The sequence below is a fragment of the Marinobacterium sp. xm-m-383 genome, from assembly GCF_013283255.1.
Classification (GTDB): Bacteria; Pseudomonadota; Gammaproteobacteria; order Pseudomonadales; family Balneatricaceae; genus Marinobacterium_E.
The window spans coordinates 186,187-202,305 of record NZ_WBYT01000004.1; the positions used below are offsets into that span (position 1 = coordinate 186,187).

Consider the following 16,119-nt stretch of genomic DNA (forward strand, 5'->3'; position numbering starts at 1 on the left):
GGGCGAAAAAAAGCCAGCTACATGAGCTGGCTTTTTTGTGTCTGTATCAATGGGCTTGTTAAACCTTTTGATTCTCTACAGATTCTGACTCTGTTTCAGAAGAGTCGACCAGTACTTCCGCCAAGCTTGAGCGAGATAGCTCACCTTGCAGCTGGCCCTCCTCATCCACAACAGGGATTGGGTGATCCGCTTCAAGCGTCTCCGGGATAACCGTTTCAAGTACTGCATCAGAGGTGATGGTCGTTGTCTCGGTTAGATCGGCTTCTTCCCAAGTGGAATCTGCATTACCGCCCTTAGCTTCCTCTTCAAGCCATTCTTGAGTGACGGTGCCTTGGTAGCTACCTGAATCGTCCACCACGTGACCGTAATCGTAAGCGCCTCTCTTCATCTCTTTCAGCGCTTCACCGATGGTTTCAGCTGTAATACGGTGTTCCGGCTCCTTCATAACAGTCTCTACCGTCAATGCGCGGGCACGGTTCACATCCTTAACGAACGCTTCTACGTATTCATCGGCAGGGTTAAGTAGAATCTCTTCTGGCTCACCTTGCTGGACCAGCAGGCCATCTTTAAGAATCGCGATACGATCACCTAGGCGTAGTGCTTCGTCCAAATCGTGCGTGATGAAGATGATGGTCTTATTGAGCTTGTGTTGCAGTTCAATCAGTTGATCCTGCATCTCTGAACGGATCAGAGGATCCAGTGCCGAGAAGGCTTCATCCATCAAGAGGATTTCAGCATCAGTACAGAGTGCGCGAGCAAGACCAACACGCTGTTGCTGACCACCCGATAGCTGGTTTGGGTACTGCTCTTCATAGCCTTTCAGACCAACCGTCTCTAACCACTCAACCGCTTTCTGCTCACGAACTGACTTGTCGACACCTTGGATTTTAAGCCCGTATGCGACGTTATCGAGTACTGTGTAGTGAGGCATCAAACCGAAGCGTTGAAACACCATCGACATCTTGTGACGACGGAACTGTTCAAGCTCCTTAGTGTTGAGTTTCATGACGTCGGTGCCTTCAACAATGATCTCACCCGCAGTCGGTTCAATTAGGCGGTTGAAGTGGCGAATCAGTGTTGATTTGCCTGAGCCGGATAGGCCCATGATGACAAAGATCTCACCGCGATTGATTTCGAGATCGATCTCTTTAAGACCGACGGTGTGGCCAGTTTCCGCTAGGATCTCATCCTTGCTTTTACCCGCTTTAACCATCGGCATAACGCTTTCTGGTTTGTCGCCAAAGACTTTGTAAAGGTCTTTAACCTGAATCAATACGTCTGAATTACTCATGGCCACCTCCTAGGTGCGCCTGAGTGCGCTTTCCGTATGCCTGTGAAACGCGGTCAAAGATGATCGCAAGTACAACGATGGCTAAACCATTCAGAAGACCGATGGTGAAGTATTGGTTGGTGATCGATTTAAGTACCGGTTGCCCAAGGCCTTTTACACCGATCATAGAGGCAATAACGACCATGGCGAGCGCCATCATGATGGTCTGGTTGATGCCCGCCATAATTGTCGGCATCGCCAACGGCAGCTGAACACCTAAAAGACGCTGACGTGGGTTAGCACCATAGGCCGTCGCTGCTTCAAGTACCTCTTTATCAACCAGGCGAATACCCAAATTGGTTAAGCGAATTACAGGCGGGATAGCATAGATCACTACCGCGATCACGCCAGGGATACGGCCAATACCCAGAAGCATAACGACCGGGATCAGGTAGACGAAGGCTGGCATGGTCTGCATGATATCGAGCATCGGAGTGACAGTGGATTGCACGCGGTTAGATCGCGCCATGGCAATGCCGATTGGGATACCCAATACAATAGAGATCAGTGTGCAGACGGTGATGATACTCATGGTCCGCATGGTGTCGTCCCACATGCCAAAGTAGCCAACCACAACCAGGGATACAGCAACGCCGATCGTCAGTTTAGCTGAGCGACTTGCAGCATAGGCAAGACCAGCAATGACACCCAGAACCAACCACCAAGGGCTGTTGAGTAGGAGTTTTTCAAACCAGATTAAGAAGGTAAGAAGCGGATCAAAAAATGCTTCGATAGAGTCGCCATATTCACGTGAAAAGTCACGATATGCACCGTCCATCGTTTTGCGAAGCTGCAGTAGTGAGCTTCGGTCCATCTCAGGAATATCCGTTAACCAGGATTTCTCTGCCATAGATACCTCTTGTTATTACACAGAAACGCCTCGCTTTTATTCAAAGCGAGGCGTGAGTATAACGCAGTTGTTAAGGATTAAAGAGCGCCTTCAACCTTAGCCGCTTGATCAGCTGTTAGCCACGTTTTCCAAATGTCTGCGTGCTCGGTTAGGAAGTACTCAGCTGCGTACTCACCATCTGCTTGGTTCTCATCCATCCACGCTAGAAGGCTGTTAAGCTGTGGGTTTGTGAAAGAACGGTTAGCTAGGTACTCAGCTGCTGCTGGAGCGCGATTAGAGAACTCAGCAGTTGTGTATGTGTAGACAGGTGATTCAGGGTACATAGACGGTTTTGGATCCTGACAGTCTGCTTTGTAGATACAGTCGATGAAATGCTGCTCATCAACACCTGAACCGAAGTCCACTTTAACCATCTCGTACTTACCAAGAATCGCTGTTGGTGCCCAGTAGTAACCGAACCAACCTTGGCCGCGCTCGTATGCACGTGCAATCGAACCGTCTAGGCCTGCTGCAGAACCTGGATCAACCAGTTCAAAGTTAGCATCGGCTAGGTTAAGTGCTTTGTGAAGGTTGCCTGCAGTGATCTGACAGCCCCAACCAGAAGGACAGCCTACGAAACCTGCTTTTGAATCATCTTCTGGGTGTGGGAACAGTGCTGCGTTTGCTTTGATACCCTCGATTGTTGCAAGGCTTGGATCCTTCTCAACCATGTATTTAGGTACCCAGAAGCCCTCTTCACCGCCATCGCTGAAGACTTTGCCAGCAACCGATAGTTTGCCTTCTGCTACCGCTTTCTCTAGACCCTCTTTGAAAGAGTTAGTCCAAAGCTCAGGTGCGATGTCTGGCTGCTGTTTCTCAATCATTGACGTTGAAGTCGGAACGGTGTCGCCAGGAACAACTTCAGCGTTACAGCCAAATGCGTGCTCTAGGATGAAGCGGTCAACGTTGGCGATAAATGTTGCTGATGCCCAGTTCATGTCGGCAATCTGAACGTCACCACAAGACGCGTGTGAACCTGCAAATGCAGTTGAGCTAGCGGCTAGCAGTGATGCAGCAAGAATCTGTTTTTTCATGTGTCTGTTCCCATTCGTTTTCAGTTTCTTATTAGGTTATTAACCTGTCGTGATGAACATCCTAACAGGTCTAATTATTAGAGTTCAAATAATTATAGTTGTAATTATTTAAATAGTGATTGATGATGAAAAGGGGATGGGCTATAAATGCGCCCGCTCAGCAGGTTGTTAATCGTGCTACTTATCTCAATGACAGGCTTTACATGACAGACATTCAGCAATCACAAGATGTACTCATTGCTCTGCGTAAGATTATTCGTGCGACGGATATTCAATCAAAGCGTATTGCGAAGAGCTGTGGCCTCACCATTCCGCAGGTAATGGTGTTGCGTGCAATTGGGGATCTGGGTGATGTGACTGTTAAGACGCTGTCGGAAAGCGTTTCACTGAGTCAGGCGACGGTAACGACTATTTTAAACCGCTTAGAGCAGCGCGGTTTAGCGGTGCGTGTTCGTTCAGTGACCGATAAGCGTAAAGTAAATGCGCGTCTGACCGAAGAGGGTGCTTCTACCCTTGGTTCCGTTCCACCACTTCTGCATGAGCGTTTTGAAGAGCGCTTTTCTAAGTTATCTGAAGCGAAGCGATTCCAGGTCGTTAATACCCTGCAGGATCTTGCTCAGATGATGGATGCTGAGGCGATCGACGCTTCGCCGCTTCTCGATTTGGCGGCGACGGCGAATCAGTAGTCGAGCTGAAGCTTTATCTCTAAGGATTCCGCGATTGATTCAATATTCTGGTTAACCCAGTCTGGATCAATACAGCCCCACTGATCAATGCGGTAGACGCCCTGGTTATTCAAAGCCCCTTCAGTTTGTTGAAATGAACACTCGATCGACAGATCATCCAGATCTTTAATGGCATCCTGCAGTGTCCGTCTTGGCATGCCCGTGAGTTTCTGTAGGTGGGTGAGGTTGCCTGGGTGCTGATCAATACACCAAGCGATCAGCAGTTTGCGTTGGAAGGCTTTGGCCGCTTTGCTCTCTTTTAACACTGGCATTAAATGTGAATCTCATGTTGGGTGGTCGATGCATTGTTCTGCTCGTTGTGGCGATCGATACTGATTCTGTGGAAGTTAAACGGCCCGCCAGCGTTTCTCTCTTTAAAGAACAGACGCAGTGCGTTGCTGACCGTGGGGAAGGCGATCTCATCCCAAGGGATCTCATCTTCGCTGAACAGTGCGACCTCATTGGATTCTGACGTCGTTGAAAAGCTTGGGGTGCGCATCTTGGCTAGGAAGAAGAGCTGCAGCTGATTCACATGCACAATGGAGGTGTGGGTGTAGAGCGATATGATATCGACTTCCGCTTCAGCCTCTTCCCAAGTCTCACGCATGGCGCCCTGTTCAGTGGTTTCACCATTCTCCATAAAGCCTGCCGGTAGGGTCCAATAGTTTTTGCGTGGTTCGATGTTGCGACGACACATCAATACTTTCTCTTCCCAGATGGGTAGGCAGCCGGCGATGATTTTGGGGTTGGAGTAGAAGATCGTCTCGCAGTTGGGGCAGACGTGTCTGGGAAGGTGGTCACCCTCTGGAATGGTCCATTCAACAGGTGTGGCGCACTCGCTGCAGAACTTCATCGAATCTCCTATCTTTTGCGTAGCTTTCTTCTATTCGGTGTATGATTAAACTAATGATTTCGAAAATAGAGCAAACCCTGACTCACTACAAGCCTTGGCAGCTATCTGACCACTATTCGTCTGATCGGCAGGCGGGTGTGATGATGTTAATCACCGATCTGGCCATACCAGAGGTGATACTGACCTTGCGACACAGCAAGCTGTCGAGTCATGCCGGTGAGGTGGCTTTTCCAGGTGGTCGCAGAGATCCCGAGGATCAGGATATTCTTGCTACGGCTTTGCGTGAGACCCATGAAGAGCTAGGTATTGAGCCTTCACAAGTTAGGCCCTTGGGGGCTTTAAGTGATGTGCTCTCTAAGCATCGCCTCAAAGTGGTTCCCTGGGTTGGTGTTGTGCCGCATACGGTTGTCGAGCAACCTAATCCCGATGAGATCGAAGCTGTTTTTCGAGTACCGTTGAGCTTCTTTATGGAGCCGGGCCGTGCGCGATTTGATCAGTTCATGGATCTATCCGGTAAGACTCGATATGCACCAGCATGGGATTATCAAGGCTATGAGATCTGGGGGCTAACCGCCTGGGTCATTGCTGAGCTATTAAACTGTGCCTTTGATGCACAGATTCAAACCAGACCGAGGCCAGAGCGAACATAATGGATTCAGAAAAACCGATTCCCAATCCTTGCATGGGCGTGTGCGCTCTCGATGAGGACGATCTCTGTATTGCCTGTCGTCGTTCAGGTCTAGAGATCGCCTATTGGAGTACCTACTCCAACGAGAAAAAACGTGAAGTCTGGGCGTTGATTCGAGAGCGGGAGGCTACTCCTCCTCGTCACTCTCGATCTCGAGACGCTGGACACGAACCGTCTTAATCAGGTTGTCACTGATTTGTAGCGTCTCTAAACGGTACTCATTCAGTTCGATACAGACGTTTGCATCGGGAATGGATTCAAGCTGTTCCGTGATCAGGCCGTTAAGCGTTTTTGGCCCTTCGGTCGAAAGCTCCCAATTCAGTGCTTTATTGATCTCACGAATGTAAGCCGAGCCATCGATAAAGTAGCTGCCATCTTCCTGTTGGTGGATGTCTTCATGGATATCCGATTGATCGTTAGAGAGTTCTCCGACGATCTCTTCTAAGATATCTTCCAGGGTGACAATGCCTTGTACATCACCGTACTCATCAACGACGACGCCGATGCGGCGGCTCTCTTTCTGAAAGTTAAGGAGCTGTGTCTGCAGCGGTGTGCTCTCTGGAATAAAGTAGGCCTCATGAACCACCGCCATAATAGCGGGTTTGGTGACTTTTCCCTGTTGAATCAACTGGGCCAGATTGCGCATGTGAAGTACGCCGACGATCTGATTGATGTCGCCACGGTATACCGGCAGGCGGGTATGTTTGGTCTTAGAGAGCTGCTCAAGAATCTGGTCCATCTCATGGTCCAGATCGATGCCCTCTACCTCGTTGCGTGGAATGATGATGTCATTAACGGTCACTTCACCAAGCTCCAGGACCCCAAGTAGCATCGATTGATTCGATTGAGGGATCAGAGCGCCTGACTCATTCACGATGGTACGTAACTCTTCGGTACTAAGATTGTGGGCATCTTCCCCGGTCGTCTTGATACCGAGTAGACGGAAAATTCCATTGGTAATGAGGTTGACGGCAAACACCAAGGGGTAAAACACTTTAAGTAGCAGTACTAAAACATAGGAGGCCGGAAAAGCCACCTTCTCTGGATACATGGCTGCCAGTGTCTTTGGTGTCACTTCCGCAAAAATCAGCACGACCAGCGTCAAGGCGCCGGTCGCAATGGCGATACCTGCATCCCCCCAGATTCGAACCGCAATGACGGTCGCGATGGCTGATGCGAGAATGTTGACGAAGTTGTTGCCAATCAAAATCAGGCCGATCAGACGATCTGGGCGATCTAGCAGTTTGGCGGCTTTGCGTGCACCTAGGTGGTTATTCTTCGCTAAATGCTTCAAACGGTAGCGATTGAGCGACATCATGCCAGTTTCTGAACTAGAGAAAAATGCAGAACAGAGGATCAGGATAAACAGAAGAATTGAGAGCGAGCTTATCGACGCGTCTTCCAAGGGGAAATGCCTATATTGTTAACGGAAGCTCATTTTGTGTAGATGGGGCGTGGGTGTCAACCCAATTAAGCCCCAAGTATTAGCTCTAGAACGGCTTTTGAACCAAAGAAGCCGAGCATCAGCAGAACAAATCCGCTGAGTGTCCAGCGTAGAGCCGTGCGGCTTCGCCAACCAAACATCGCACGTCCTGTTAGCAGAATGGTGAAGACAACCCAAGCGCCAAGGGATAGCAGCGTTTTGTGAGCGAGGTGTTGTGCAAACAGATCATCGGTGTAGACGTAACCCGTTATCAACGCCAGCGTCAGTACCACCTGACCCGCAGTAATCAAATCAAACAGTAGGTTCTCCATCACCTGCAGTGGTGGCAGGGTATTCAGTAAGCCTCTGGTCTTATGGCTTTTCAGAGCATGCTCCTGCTTAGAGAGCAACAGAGCTTGCAGTGCGGCAAGCGTGAACAGGCTGTAAGAGATAATAGACAACAGAATGTGGCTTAGCAGTCCAGCGCTGTAGCTTGATTTGGTCCCTTCGCCAGGGAAAGCATAGGCCAGAGCCAGAGTGATGGCGGCCATTGGAAAGACCCACATAAACAGATTGTCGAGCTTATGACGTAGGCTACCCAATAGCAGAAGAACGACCACGGCGATCGAGATCATCGAGCCGGCAACAAAGAAGCTGAGGTTTAAGCCAAATCCGCCCGAAATGATCTGTAAAGTCGCGATCAGTTGAAAAATGACGGCGATGAAACCAAAAGCCTGTATGCGGTTGCGCGGTCCGCCTTGTTGAGTCGCGAACTGCTTCATTTGCCACTGGCTGGCAATCAGATAGAGGCCAATGGCGGCAAGGGTAAATAGCGATAGCATCCAAAACTCCGGACTGTGTAAACCTAATTCCACAAGTGTGGCACAAATTGCTGGGATGCGAAATATACAGTCAGCCTGTCCCTGCGCTATACTACGGCGCAAATTTGGCGGGATATCTCGATATCGAAACGACCCATTAGACCCGCGCAATGAGGAATAGAATGTTTGCAAATCTTCAAGAACGCTTAACTGGCACGCTTCGCTCCGTTACAGGACGCGCGAAACTGACCGAAGACAATATTAAGGATACGCTGCGTGAAGTACGTATGGCGCTTCTTGAGGCTGATGTTGCCCTGCCGGTGGTTAAAGAGTTTGTAAACGCGGTCAAAGAGCGTGCGGTTGGACAAGAAGTTTCTAAGAGCCTAAGTCCTGGTCAGGTTTTCGTTAAGATCGTTAACGAAGAGTTGGTTCGCGTGATGGGTGAAGCGAACGAGCAGCTTAACCTTGCGGCAACGCCACCTGCTGTGGTGATGATGGCCGGTCTGCAGGGTGCGGGTAAAACCACCTCGGTTGCAAAGCTGGCGCGTTTCCTCCGTGAGCGTGAAAAGAAGAAGGTGTTGGTCGTATCAGCTGACGTCTACCGTCCAGCAGCTATTCGTCAGCTAGAGACTCTGGCCGGCGAGGTGGATGTCGAGTTCTTCCCGTCGACTATTGAACAGAAGCCGATCGATATCGTTAATGGCGCGACGGCGCATGCAAAAATTCAGCACCATGATGTTGTCATTGTCGATACCGCGGGTCGTCTAGCGGTTGATGATGCCATGATGGCTGAGATTAAAGAGCTGCATGCAGCGGTTAATCCGGTCGAGACGCTGTTCGTCGTTGACTCTATGACGGGTCAAGATGCAGCGAATACTGCAAAAGCCTTTAATGAAGTCTTGCCTCTTACCGGTGTGATTCTGACTAAGACCGATGGTGATGCCCGAGGCGGTGCGGCTCTGTCGGTACGCCACATTACTGGCAAGCCTATTAAGTTCCTAGGTGTTGGTGAGAAGGTCGATGCCCTTGAGCCTTTCCACCCTGATCGTGTTGCTTCGCGTATTTTGGGTATGGGTGATGTGCTCTCCTTAATTGAGGAAGCTGAGCGCAAGATTGATAAGGATAAAGCGGAAAAGCTGGCGAAGAAGGTCAGCAAAGGTAAAGGCTTTGATCTAGAAGACTTCCGTGATCAGATCAATCAGATGAACAACATGGGCGGTATGATGTCGATGATGGAGAAGATGCCGGGTATGGGGCAGATGATCCAAGCGGCACAAACGGCTCAGGCTGAGCAGGGCATGAAGAAGTTTGCCGTGATCATCGACTCGATGACGGCTAAAGAGCGTCGCAACCCAGATATTATCAGCGGCTCGCGTAAACGTCGTATTGCAGCTGGTTCGGGTACCAACATCCAAGAGATCAATCGCCTGCTTAAACAGCACAAGCAGATGGCTAAGATGATGAAGAAGTTTGGTTCTAAATCGGGTATGGCGAAACTGGCGCGTGGCATGAAAGGGATGATGCCACCGGGTATGGGCGGTCCTGGTGGTTTCCCACGTATGTAATTGATCAAACTCTGATCAAAAAATAGCTTTTAATGGGCGCAGTATTCACGTAGAATCTGCGCCCTATTTAATTTGGCCTTCATCTGTCTGGGCAATTTGCTGGGATTGGTGAAGAAACAACAATGATGGGCGATCTCAAAACCCATCCGCGAAATAAAGGGGTCCTTAATGGTCACTATTCGTTTGTCCCGTGGTGGCGCTAAAAAGCGTCCGTTCTATCACATTCATGTCGCAGACTCTCGTTTTGCGCGTGACAGCCGCTTTATTGAGCGTGTTGGTTTCTTCAATCCGGTTGCTCGCGGCCAGGAAGAGCGTCTACGTCTTGATCTAGAGCGCGTAGAGTACTGGGTTAGCAAGGGCGCTCAAATGAGCGAACGTGTTAGCACACTGGTTAAAGAAGCACGTAAAGCTAAGTAATTGATTAAGGCCTGATAGCAGTGGCAGAGATTGCAGCAGAGGACTACGTAGTTCTTGGACGCTTCAACTCACCTTTCGGTGTACAGGGTTGGATTAAAGTCTACTCATACACTGATTCGATGGAGAATATCCTCAGCTATCGCCCCTGGTTGGTAAAACAACAAGGTGAATGGGTACCGGTTAAGGTAACCAGCGCTAAAAAACAGGGTAAGGGTTTAATCGCAAAATTGGACTCTATAGATTCACCCGAAGCAGCCCGCCAATATTGTGAAGCGGAGATTGCAGTACCACGCTCGGTTCTACCAGTGTTGGATGACGGTGAGTACTACTGGAGTCAATTAGAGACATTATTGGTTTATACCGAATCCGGCGAATTGTTGGGTCGGGTAGATCACTTAATAGAGACCGGCGCAAATGATGTGTTGGTTGTTAAAGGTACAGACGAGAGCGTTGATCGTGAGACACGATTGATCCCATATGTACCGGATCAGGTGATCAAACAAATTGATTTAAACGCTGGAACAATGCGGGTCGATTGGGACCCAGAGTTCTAAGTTGTGTGGTTTGGGATCGTATCGCTGTTCCCTGAAATGCTTGAGGCGGTTAGCCGTTTTGGTGTTACAGGCAGAGCAGTTAAAAACGGACTGATCCAAGTCGAGAGTTGGAATCCAAGAGATTTTACTCACGACAAACATCGCACCGTCGATGATCGCCCCTTTGGTGGTGGTCCTGGGATGTTGATGAAGGTTCAGCCATTGAGAGATGCGATAGCGGCGGCGAAAGCGGCAGCACCCAGTCAGGCTAAAGTGATCTATCTATCGCCACAAGGCAGACGCTTAGATCAACAAGGTGTGACAGAACTGGCCACGGCAGAGAGTTTGATCTTTGTCTGCGGTCGCTACGAAGGGGTTGATGAACGCCTGATCGAAGCGGAAGTGGATGAAGAGTGGTCACTCGGTGATTTTGTCCTGAGTGGTGGTGAGCTCCCAGCCATGGTGATGGTTGATGCGATATCAAGAATGGTGCCTGGTGTACTGGGTGACCAAGCCTCTGCTGAAGAGGACTCCTTCTCGGAAGGATTGCTTGATTGTCCACACTACACACGACCAGAACAGTTAGATGGCGTTGGCGTACCGTCGGTATTGATGAGTGGAAATCACGCAGAGATACGTAAATGGCGCCTAAAACAGCAGTTAGGAAGGACCTATGAGCGTCGCCCTGATCTGCTAGAGAAGATCGATTTGGACCCAGAACAGCAAACGTTGTTAAACGAATACATCGGCGAGACTAAAAAGTAGTCCGCAGTTGAAAAGTTAGGAGCGAGCGATGAGCAGCAAAAACTTAATCATTCAGCAGATCGAAGCTGAACAAACTGGTAAAGAAGTACCGAACTTCGGCCCAGGTGACACTGTAGTAGTTCAAGTACGTGTAGTAGAGGGCAACCGTAGCCGTCTACAGGCGTTCGAAGGTGTAGTTCTAGGTAAGCGTAACCGCGGCCTAAACTCTGCTTTCACTGTACGTAAAATCTCTCACGGTGTGGGTGTGGAGCGTACTTTCCAGACTTACAGCCCAGCGGTTGAAGCGATCGAAGTTAAGCGTCGTGGTGACGTTCGTCAGGCGAAACTTTACTACCTACGTGAGCGTAGCGGTAAGTCTGCACGTATCAAAGAGAAGCTTAACTAAGTTAATTTTATTAACTGAGTTGATCTCGATTAAGAAAGGCGGCCATGTGTCGCCTTTTTTATTGCTCAAATTTCTCCTATTTCTAATAGTGGTCTAGTATGAAGTGATGACTGTTGGGGGGAATCCTTTGCGTTGGTTTAAAACCGTTCTACTGTTATTGATAGCGACGCTACTGGTCGGTGGGGGCGGTTATGCCTATGTCTATTACAAAGCTAAAGCCTATATCGATGATACGTTGACGGTTCTGCTGCCTGGCTATCGTGTGCACTATGAGCAGTTGGTTCTGGATCCACGCGGTGAAGTCCGAATTGAGTCGCTGCAGGCGGCTCCTTTCGGTTATGAGTCTGCCATTAAAGTGGCCAATATCAGTATTCGAGCGGACGCGCCGCTCTTCTTCCTGCAACCCTCTCCTGTCAGCAGTGCTTCTGACTGGCCCAGTTTCTTGGCCATCAAAATCGATAAGTTAAGAATGGATCTGGCATCCGACTTTATGGAGACGGCCCTTGCGAATCAGAGTGCTGCTGCGAGCAAAGGGTTAGTTAACATCGCCGCTCTGGGTTGTGGCGATGTGCGTGAATTCTCTCTGCCTGTGTTACGAGATATGGGATACCTCGAAATTCAGGCGGATCTTAACATTCGCTTAGACCCAGATAACGATAATGGACGTCTAGTCTTGGGTAGTCAGATTCAGCTGTTGGGGATCGCCTCGCAACGATTGGTGTTGGAGGTTAGTTTTACACCTGGATACCTTGCACCACAGACCTTGTTGGCGGCCAGTCCGCGAGTCCAGCGTTTTCAGTTTGCCTACCAAGACCTTGGATTTAATGCTCGCCGCGATACCTACTGTGCTGAACAGACTGATGTAACCGAGGCGGAGTACCGCTTGGTGCATGCCGATCTGTTAAAAGCTCAGGCTACACAGTTGGGTATGCAGGTACCAGAGCGGCTTTGGAATGCCTATGAGCAGGCTATTGCTCCGGGCTCAAGTGTTGATTTGGGCATCTCACCCGCAGGCGGTATGGGCAGTGAGCTGTTCGTATTGATGAACGCCCCCCACGTCTTAGCTGAACGCTTGAATCCCTCTTTGCGCATCAACTCGGTGGGGCTTGATTTAGCGGGATTGGATTGGGAGTCCCTGTTGCCAGATGCGGAGCAGGCTGAACAGTTAACCCCTCAGGAGGAGGGATTGGTCAATGTTGAGCAGCTCAAGGAGAAGATTCTCTCCAGTCGCGAAGTGCAAAAGCTTGAGGATTCTAAGCAGTTCTATCCTGCTAGCTTTGATGAGCTGGATGACTATCTACAGTATCAGATTCGTCTCTACACCCACTTCGGGCGCTTTATTGAGGGGCGTTTGATCGAGGTGGCAGACAATAAGTTAGTTCTACTAAGAAGGGTCGATCAAGGGTATGCTTCCTACTCTGTTGATCGTAACTTTTTAGAAACTATTGAGGTCTACCGTTAGTGCCGGATGCACGTTTTACTGCGCAAAGCCCTGACTCCAAAGATGCCGCGTTAATCAAAGAGTTCATTCAAGGCTTGTGGATGGAGCGTGGCTTAAGTGACAACACGCAGAGCTCCTATCGACGCGATCTGAATCAGTTTGCCTGTTGGTTGAATCAGCAGGGTAAATCACTGATGGCTGTTACGCAGTCCGATTTACAGCACTATCTTGCCTGGCGCCTGTCTGAAGCGTTTAAAGCCAGCTCGACTGCTCGACAACTCTCCTGTATCCGTGGATTTTATCGCTACCTATTGCGCGAAAGTGTTATCGACGTTGACCCTACGTTGAATATCTCCAATCCAAAGCGCGGGCGCGCGTTGCCAAAGTCCATTTCCGAAGCAGAAGTCGATGCGCTGCTTGAGGCGCCGGATGTTGAAGATTCACTGGGGTTGCGAGATCGAGCTATGTTGGAGCTGTTGTACGGATCCGGGTTGCGTATCTCTGAGTTGATTGGGCTTGAGGTGGGTCAAATTGACCTGAGGGCTGGGCTATTACAGGTTGTCGGTAAGGGTGATAAAGAGCGACTGGTCCCTGTTGGCGAGGCGGCCATTGATTGGTTGAAACGCTATCAATCAGCTGCACGGCCACTGTTGATGGGTGCTACCAACCCTGAAGCGCTCTTCTTGAGTCGTCGAGGACAGCAGATGACCCGACAGACCTTTTGGCATCGTATTAAATTTTGGGCCCAGCAGGCGGGCGTTAAATCAGAACTATCGCCCCATACGCTTAGACATGCGTTTGCAACACACTTGTTGAATCATGGGGCGGATCTTCGTGCCGTGCAGATGCTATTGGGGCATGCCAATTTATCGACCACCCAGATCTATACGCAAATTGCCACGCATCGCTTAGAGCAGTTGCACAAGCAGTTTCATCCGCGGGGTTAAACTGGCACACTGGGCGCAATTTTTAAGGAGTTAAGATGAAAACCTTGTTCGTACTGTTGTTGTCCCTTGTGACTTTGCCGGCTCTGGCAAATACAGAGACCCTGATTGAAGAGAAGCTGAAAGCGGTTGATCCTTCGATTCCTATTACGCTGATTGAGCCGTCCGATATGACCGGTTTTTATGAGGTGCTACTCGGTTCTGGTGAGGTGCTCTACGTCAGTGAAGATGCGCAGTTTATTCTGTCGGGCAAGGCGTATCAGATCACACAAGAGAACCGTCTGATCAATCTTACCGAGAAGCGCTTAAGTGGGATGCGTTTAGATGCCATGCAGCAGGTGGCTGATAGCGATATGGTTATTTTCCCAGCTAAAGGTGAGAAGAGAACTCGACTTTATGTCTTCACCGATATCGATTGCCCCTACTGTCAGAAGCTGCACGAAGAGGTGGATGCTCTGAACGAAGCGGGTGTCGAAGTCGCTTACTTAGCCTTTCCTCGCTCTGGTCCTGGCGGTGCTACTGCGTCACGTATGGATCAGATCTGGTGTGCCGATGACCGCTTAGCAGCAATGGAGTCAGCGCTAGATGGTGGCTCTGTTAAAGCGGATGGCTGCCAAACACCCGTGCTTGAACAGCTGGCGCTGGGTCAAAAGCTAGGGGTTACCGGCACCCCTGCGATGATTACCGAGACGGGTGATCTATTACCGGGTTACATGCCAGCCGAGCGTCTGCTGCCGGTGTTGGGGATTAAGTAATCTCTGGAAAATGCTGGTAGGGTCGTGACAGGCTGAAAGCCAGTCACGTTTCTCTGTAGTTAGGTTGAAGCACTGGTGTCAGGCTTCAGCCTGACATCCGCCCTCTAATTACGCTTTTTATCAGTAAAACCTCCCTAATACCCATAGTTCAAACACCCTTTTTTAGCTATAATATGCCCCATTTTTTAACGCTCTGGGTCGGGTGAACCGCTCGAGCTCACTTCGAATGAGGTAAGGTTGTGAAGCCGGTAAAAGTTGGCATCTGTGGAATGGGTACTGTCGGTGGCGGTACGTTCGATGTTCTTAATCGCAATGCGTCTGAGATTGCACGTCGTGCGGGTCGTCGAATTCAGATTGAACAGGTCGCTATGCGTCGCCCTAACCCTGCGTTTGATACGACAGGAATCCACGTTACATCGGACATTTTCGAGATCGCAACCAACCCTGAGATCGATATCGTCATTGAGCTGATCGGCGGTTACGAGACAGCCTTTGATCTCGTGATGACGGCCATTCAAAACGGTAAACACGTCGTCACTGCGAACAAGGCGTTGATCGCGGTGCATGGCAACGAGATTTTTGCGGCTGCGCAAGAGAAGAATGTGATGGTCGCGTTTGAGGCCTCAGTTGCTGGTGGCATCCCAATCATCAAAGCGATTCGTGAAGGTCTATCTGCGAACAAGATCGACTGGTTGGCTGGCATCATTAACGGTACCGGTAACTTCATTTTGACCGAAATGCGTGACAAAGGTCGTGCCTTTGAAGATGTATTGGCGGAAGCTCAGGCGTTGGGCTACGCAGAAGCGGATCCGACCTTTGATGTTGAAGGCATAGACGCAGCGCACAAGCTGACCATACTTGCCTCAATCGCGTTTGGTATCCCGCTGCAGTTCGAAAAAGCCTACACCGAGGGTATCAGTAAGATCACTTCACAGGATGTGAACTACGCTGAAGAGCTAGGCTACCGCATCAAGCACCTAGGTATTAGCCGCCGCACAGCGAAGGGTATTGAGCTACGTGTTCACCCAACGATGATTCCAGAGAAAGCGTTACTGGCCAATGTCGATGGTGTCATGAATGCCGTCCTTGTTGATGGTGATGCGGTGGGTCAAACCCTCTACTATGGTGCGGGTGCCGGTGCTGAGCCAACGGCTTCTGCAGTAGTTGCTGATGTGGTGGATGTGGTTCGTACACTCACTGCTGACCGTGACAACCGAGTTCCCCACTTGGCTTTCCAGCCTAGCGAGCTTTCAGATGCTGAAGTGCTTCCTGTTGAACAGGTTGAGAGTGCTTACTACCTTCGCTTGCAAGCCGTTGAGCGCCCAGGCGTGATGGCTCACATTACCCGCATCCTCGGTGAAAAAGGGATCAATATTGAAGCCGTGATTCAGAAACCGATCCGTGAATCACAGGTGCCTGTCATTCTGCTGACTCAACGAGTGGTTGAATCGACAATGAACGAAGCGCTTCGCGAGATCGAAGCACTGCCAGACGTTGTGGGTGAAGTGACCCGCATCCGTGTTGAACAGCTGGCTGATTAAGAGGAATTTT

At 49.9% G+C, this 16,119-nt stretch carries 19 protein-coding genes; 12 read left to right on the plus strand and 7 right to left on the minus strand.

What is annotated here, in order from left to right:
* Window positions 1-58: 58 nt before the first annotated feature.
* From XMM383_RS08375 to XMM383_RS08385, 3 genes are all read right to left on the minus strand, one after another.
* The gene (locus tag XMM383_RS08375) at window positions 59-1,291 is read right to left on the minus strand and encodes a glycine betaine/L-proline ABC transporter ATP-binding protein (RefSeq protein ID WP_173494986.1); all 1,233 of its coding nucleotides are present in this window, start codon (window positions 1,289-1,291) and stop codon (window positions 59-61) included.
* On the minus strand, window positions 1,284-2,180 hold the full coding sequence (locus XMM383_RS08380) for a proline/glycine betaine ABC transporter permease (protein WP_173482989.1): 897 nt from the start codon (window positions 2,178-2,180) through the stop codon (window positions 1,284-1,286). Before XMM383_RS08380 ends, XMM383_RS08375 begins: the two co-directional genes overlap by 8 nt.
* 77 nt (window positions 2,181-2,257) lie before the next feature.
* Window positions 2,258-3,253 carry an ABC transporter substrate-binding protein gene (locus XMM383_RS08385; RefSeq protein ID WP_173482988.1) on the minus strand — a complete coding sequence of 332 codons (996 nt, stop codon included), beginning with the start codon at window positions 3,251-3,253 and terminating at the stop codon, window positions 2,258-2,260.
* A gap of 203 nt (window positions 3,254-3,456) precedes the next feature.
* Here XMM383_RS08385 and XMM383_RS08390 point away from each other — a divergent pair, with 203 nt between their 5' ends.
* Window positions 3,457-3,939: a MarR family winged helix-turn-helix transcriptional regulator gene (locus XMM383_RS08390; protein WP_173480206.1), complete on the plus strand. Its 483-nt coding sequence runs from the start codon at window positions 3,457-3,459 to the stop codon at window positions 3,937-3,939.
* Here the strand turns inward: XMM383_RS08390 and XMM383_RS08395 are convergent.
* Together XMM383_RS08395 and XMM383_RS08400 are read right to left on the minus strand one after the other, a co-directional pair.
* On the minus strand, window positions 3,933-4,250 hold the full coding sequence (locus tag XMM383_RS08395) for a helix-turn-helix domain-containing protein (protein WP_173480207.1): 318 nt from the start codon (window positions 4,248-4,250) through the stop codon (window positions 3,933-3,935). The two genes, XMM383_RS08390 and XMM383_RS08395, sit on opposite strands and share 7 nt — an antisense overlap.
* Window positions 4,250-4,831, minus strand: coding sequence for an NUDIX hydrolase (locus XMM383_RS08400; protein ID WP_173480208.1), 582 nt, complete (start codon window positions 4,829-4,831; stop codon window positions 4,250-4,252). Before XMM383_RS08400 ends, XMM383_RS08395 begins: the two co-directional genes overlap by 1 nt.
* 53 nt (window positions 4,832-4,884) lie before the next feature.
* Here XMM383_RS08400 and XMM383_RS08405 point away from each other — a divergent pair, with 53 nt between their 5' ends.
* Together XMM383_RS08405 and XMM383_RS08410 are read left to right on the plus strand one after the other, a co-directional pair.
* Window positions 4,885-5,481 carry a CoA pyrophosphatase gene (locus XMM383_RS08405; RefSeq protein WP_173494987.1) on the plus strand — a complete coding sequence of 199 codons (597 nt, stop codon included), beginning with the start codon at window positions 4,885-4,887 and terminating at the stop codon, window positions 5,479-5,481.
* A complete protein-coding gene (locus XMM383_RS08410) occupies window positions 5,481-5,699 on the plus strand; it encodes a DUF1289 domain-containing protein (protein ID WP_173480210.1) in 219 nt (72 codons plus the stop codon). Before XMM383_RS08405 ends, XMM383_RS08410 begins: the two co-directional genes overlap by 1 nt.
* On the opposite strand, the gene XMM383_RS08415 is transcribed toward XMM383_RS08410, so the two are convergent.
* Both XMM383_RS08415 and XMM383_RS08420 read right to left on the minus strand, forming a co-directional pair.
* Complete coding sequence (locus tag XMM383_RS08415; RefSeq protein WP_173480211.1) at window positions 5,647-6,924, minus strand: HlyC/CorC family transporter; 1,278 nt, start codon at window positions 6,922-6,924, stop codon at window positions 5,647-5,649. The genes XMM383_RS08410 and XMM383_RS08415 overlap by 53 nt on opposite strands.
* 65 nt (window positions 6,925-6,989) lie before the next feature.
* Entirely contained in the window at window positions 6,990-7,784 is a 795-nt protein-coding gene (locus XMM383_RS08420; protein ID WP_173480212.1) for an inner membrane protein YpjD, read from the minus strand.
* Between the two features lie 161 nt (window positions 7,785-7,945).
* On the opposite strand from XMM383_RS08420, the gene ffh reads away from it, so the two are divergent.
* The 9 genes from ffh to XMM383_RS08465 all read left to right on the plus strand — a co-directional run bounded on the left by ffh (window position 7,946) and on the right by XMM383_RS08465 (window position 16,109).
* Window positions 7,946-9,328 (plus strand): signal recognition particle protein, encoded by a 1,383-nt coding sequence (gene ffh / locus XMM383_RS08425; protein ID WP_173482986.1) that lies wholly within the window; start codon window positions 7,946-7,948, stop codon window positions 9,326-9,328.
* Window positions 9,329-9,496: 168 nt separating this feature from the next.
* Window positions 9,497-9,745, plus strand: coding sequence for a 30S ribosomal protein S16 (gene rpsP, locus XMM383_RS08430; protein WP_173480214.1), 249 nt, complete (start codon window positions 9,497-9,499; stop codon window positions 9,743-9,745).
* A gap of 20 nt (window positions 9,746-9,765) precedes the next feature.
* Window positions 9,766-10,299, plus strand: coding sequence for a ribosome maturation factor RimM (gene rimM, locus XMM383_RS08435; protein WP_173480215.1), 534 nt, complete (start codon window positions 9,766-9,768; stop codon window positions 10,297-10,299).
* A 3-nt stretch (window positions 10,300-10,302) separates the two neighbouring features.
* Window positions 10,303-11,043, plus strand: coding sequence for a tRNA (guanosine(37)-N1)-methyltransferase TrmD (gene trmD, locus XMM383_RS08440; protein ID WP_173480216.1), 741 nt, complete (start codon window positions 10,303-10,305; stop codon window positions 11,041-11,043).
* A 28-nt stretch (window positions 11,044-11,071) separates the two neighbouring features.
* Complete coding sequence (rplS, locus tag XMM383_RS08445) at window positions 11,072-11,428, plus strand: 50S ribosomal protein L19 (RefSeq protein ID WP_173480217.1); 357 nt, start codon at window positions 11,072-11,074, stop codon at window positions 11,426-11,428.
* Window positions 11,429-11,555: 127 nt separating this feature from the next.
* On the plus strand, window positions 11,556-12,890 hold the full coding sequence (locus XMM383_RS08450) for a hypothetical protein (RefSeq protein WP_173489034.1): 1,335 nt from the start codon (window positions 11,556-11,558) through the stop codon (window positions 12,888-12,890).
* On the plus strand, window positions 12,890-13,816 hold the full coding sequence (gene xerD / locus XMM383_RS08455) for a site-specific tyrosine recombinase XerD (protein WP_371731422.1): 927 nt from the start codon (window positions 12,890-12,892) through the stop codon (window positions 13,814-13,816). The genes XMM383_RS08450 and xerD overlap by 1 nt, the downstream gene beginning before the upstream one ends.
* A 35-nt stretch (window positions 13,817-13,851) precedes the next feature.
* Window positions 13,852-14,568 carry a DsbC family protein gene (locus XMM383_RS08460; protein WP_173480219.1) on the plus strand — a complete coding sequence of 239 codons (717 nt, stop codon included), beginning with the start codon at window positions 13,852-13,854 and terminating at the stop codon, window positions 14,566-14,568.
* Window positions 14,569-14,807: 239 nt separating this feature from the next.
* Complete coding sequence (locus tag XMM383_RS08465) at window positions 14,808-16,109, plus strand: homoserine dehydrogenase (RefSeq protein WP_173480220.1); 1,302 nt, start codon at window positions 14,808-14,810, stop codon at window positions 16,107-16,109.
* Window positions 16,110-16,119: the final 10 nt, after the last annotated feature.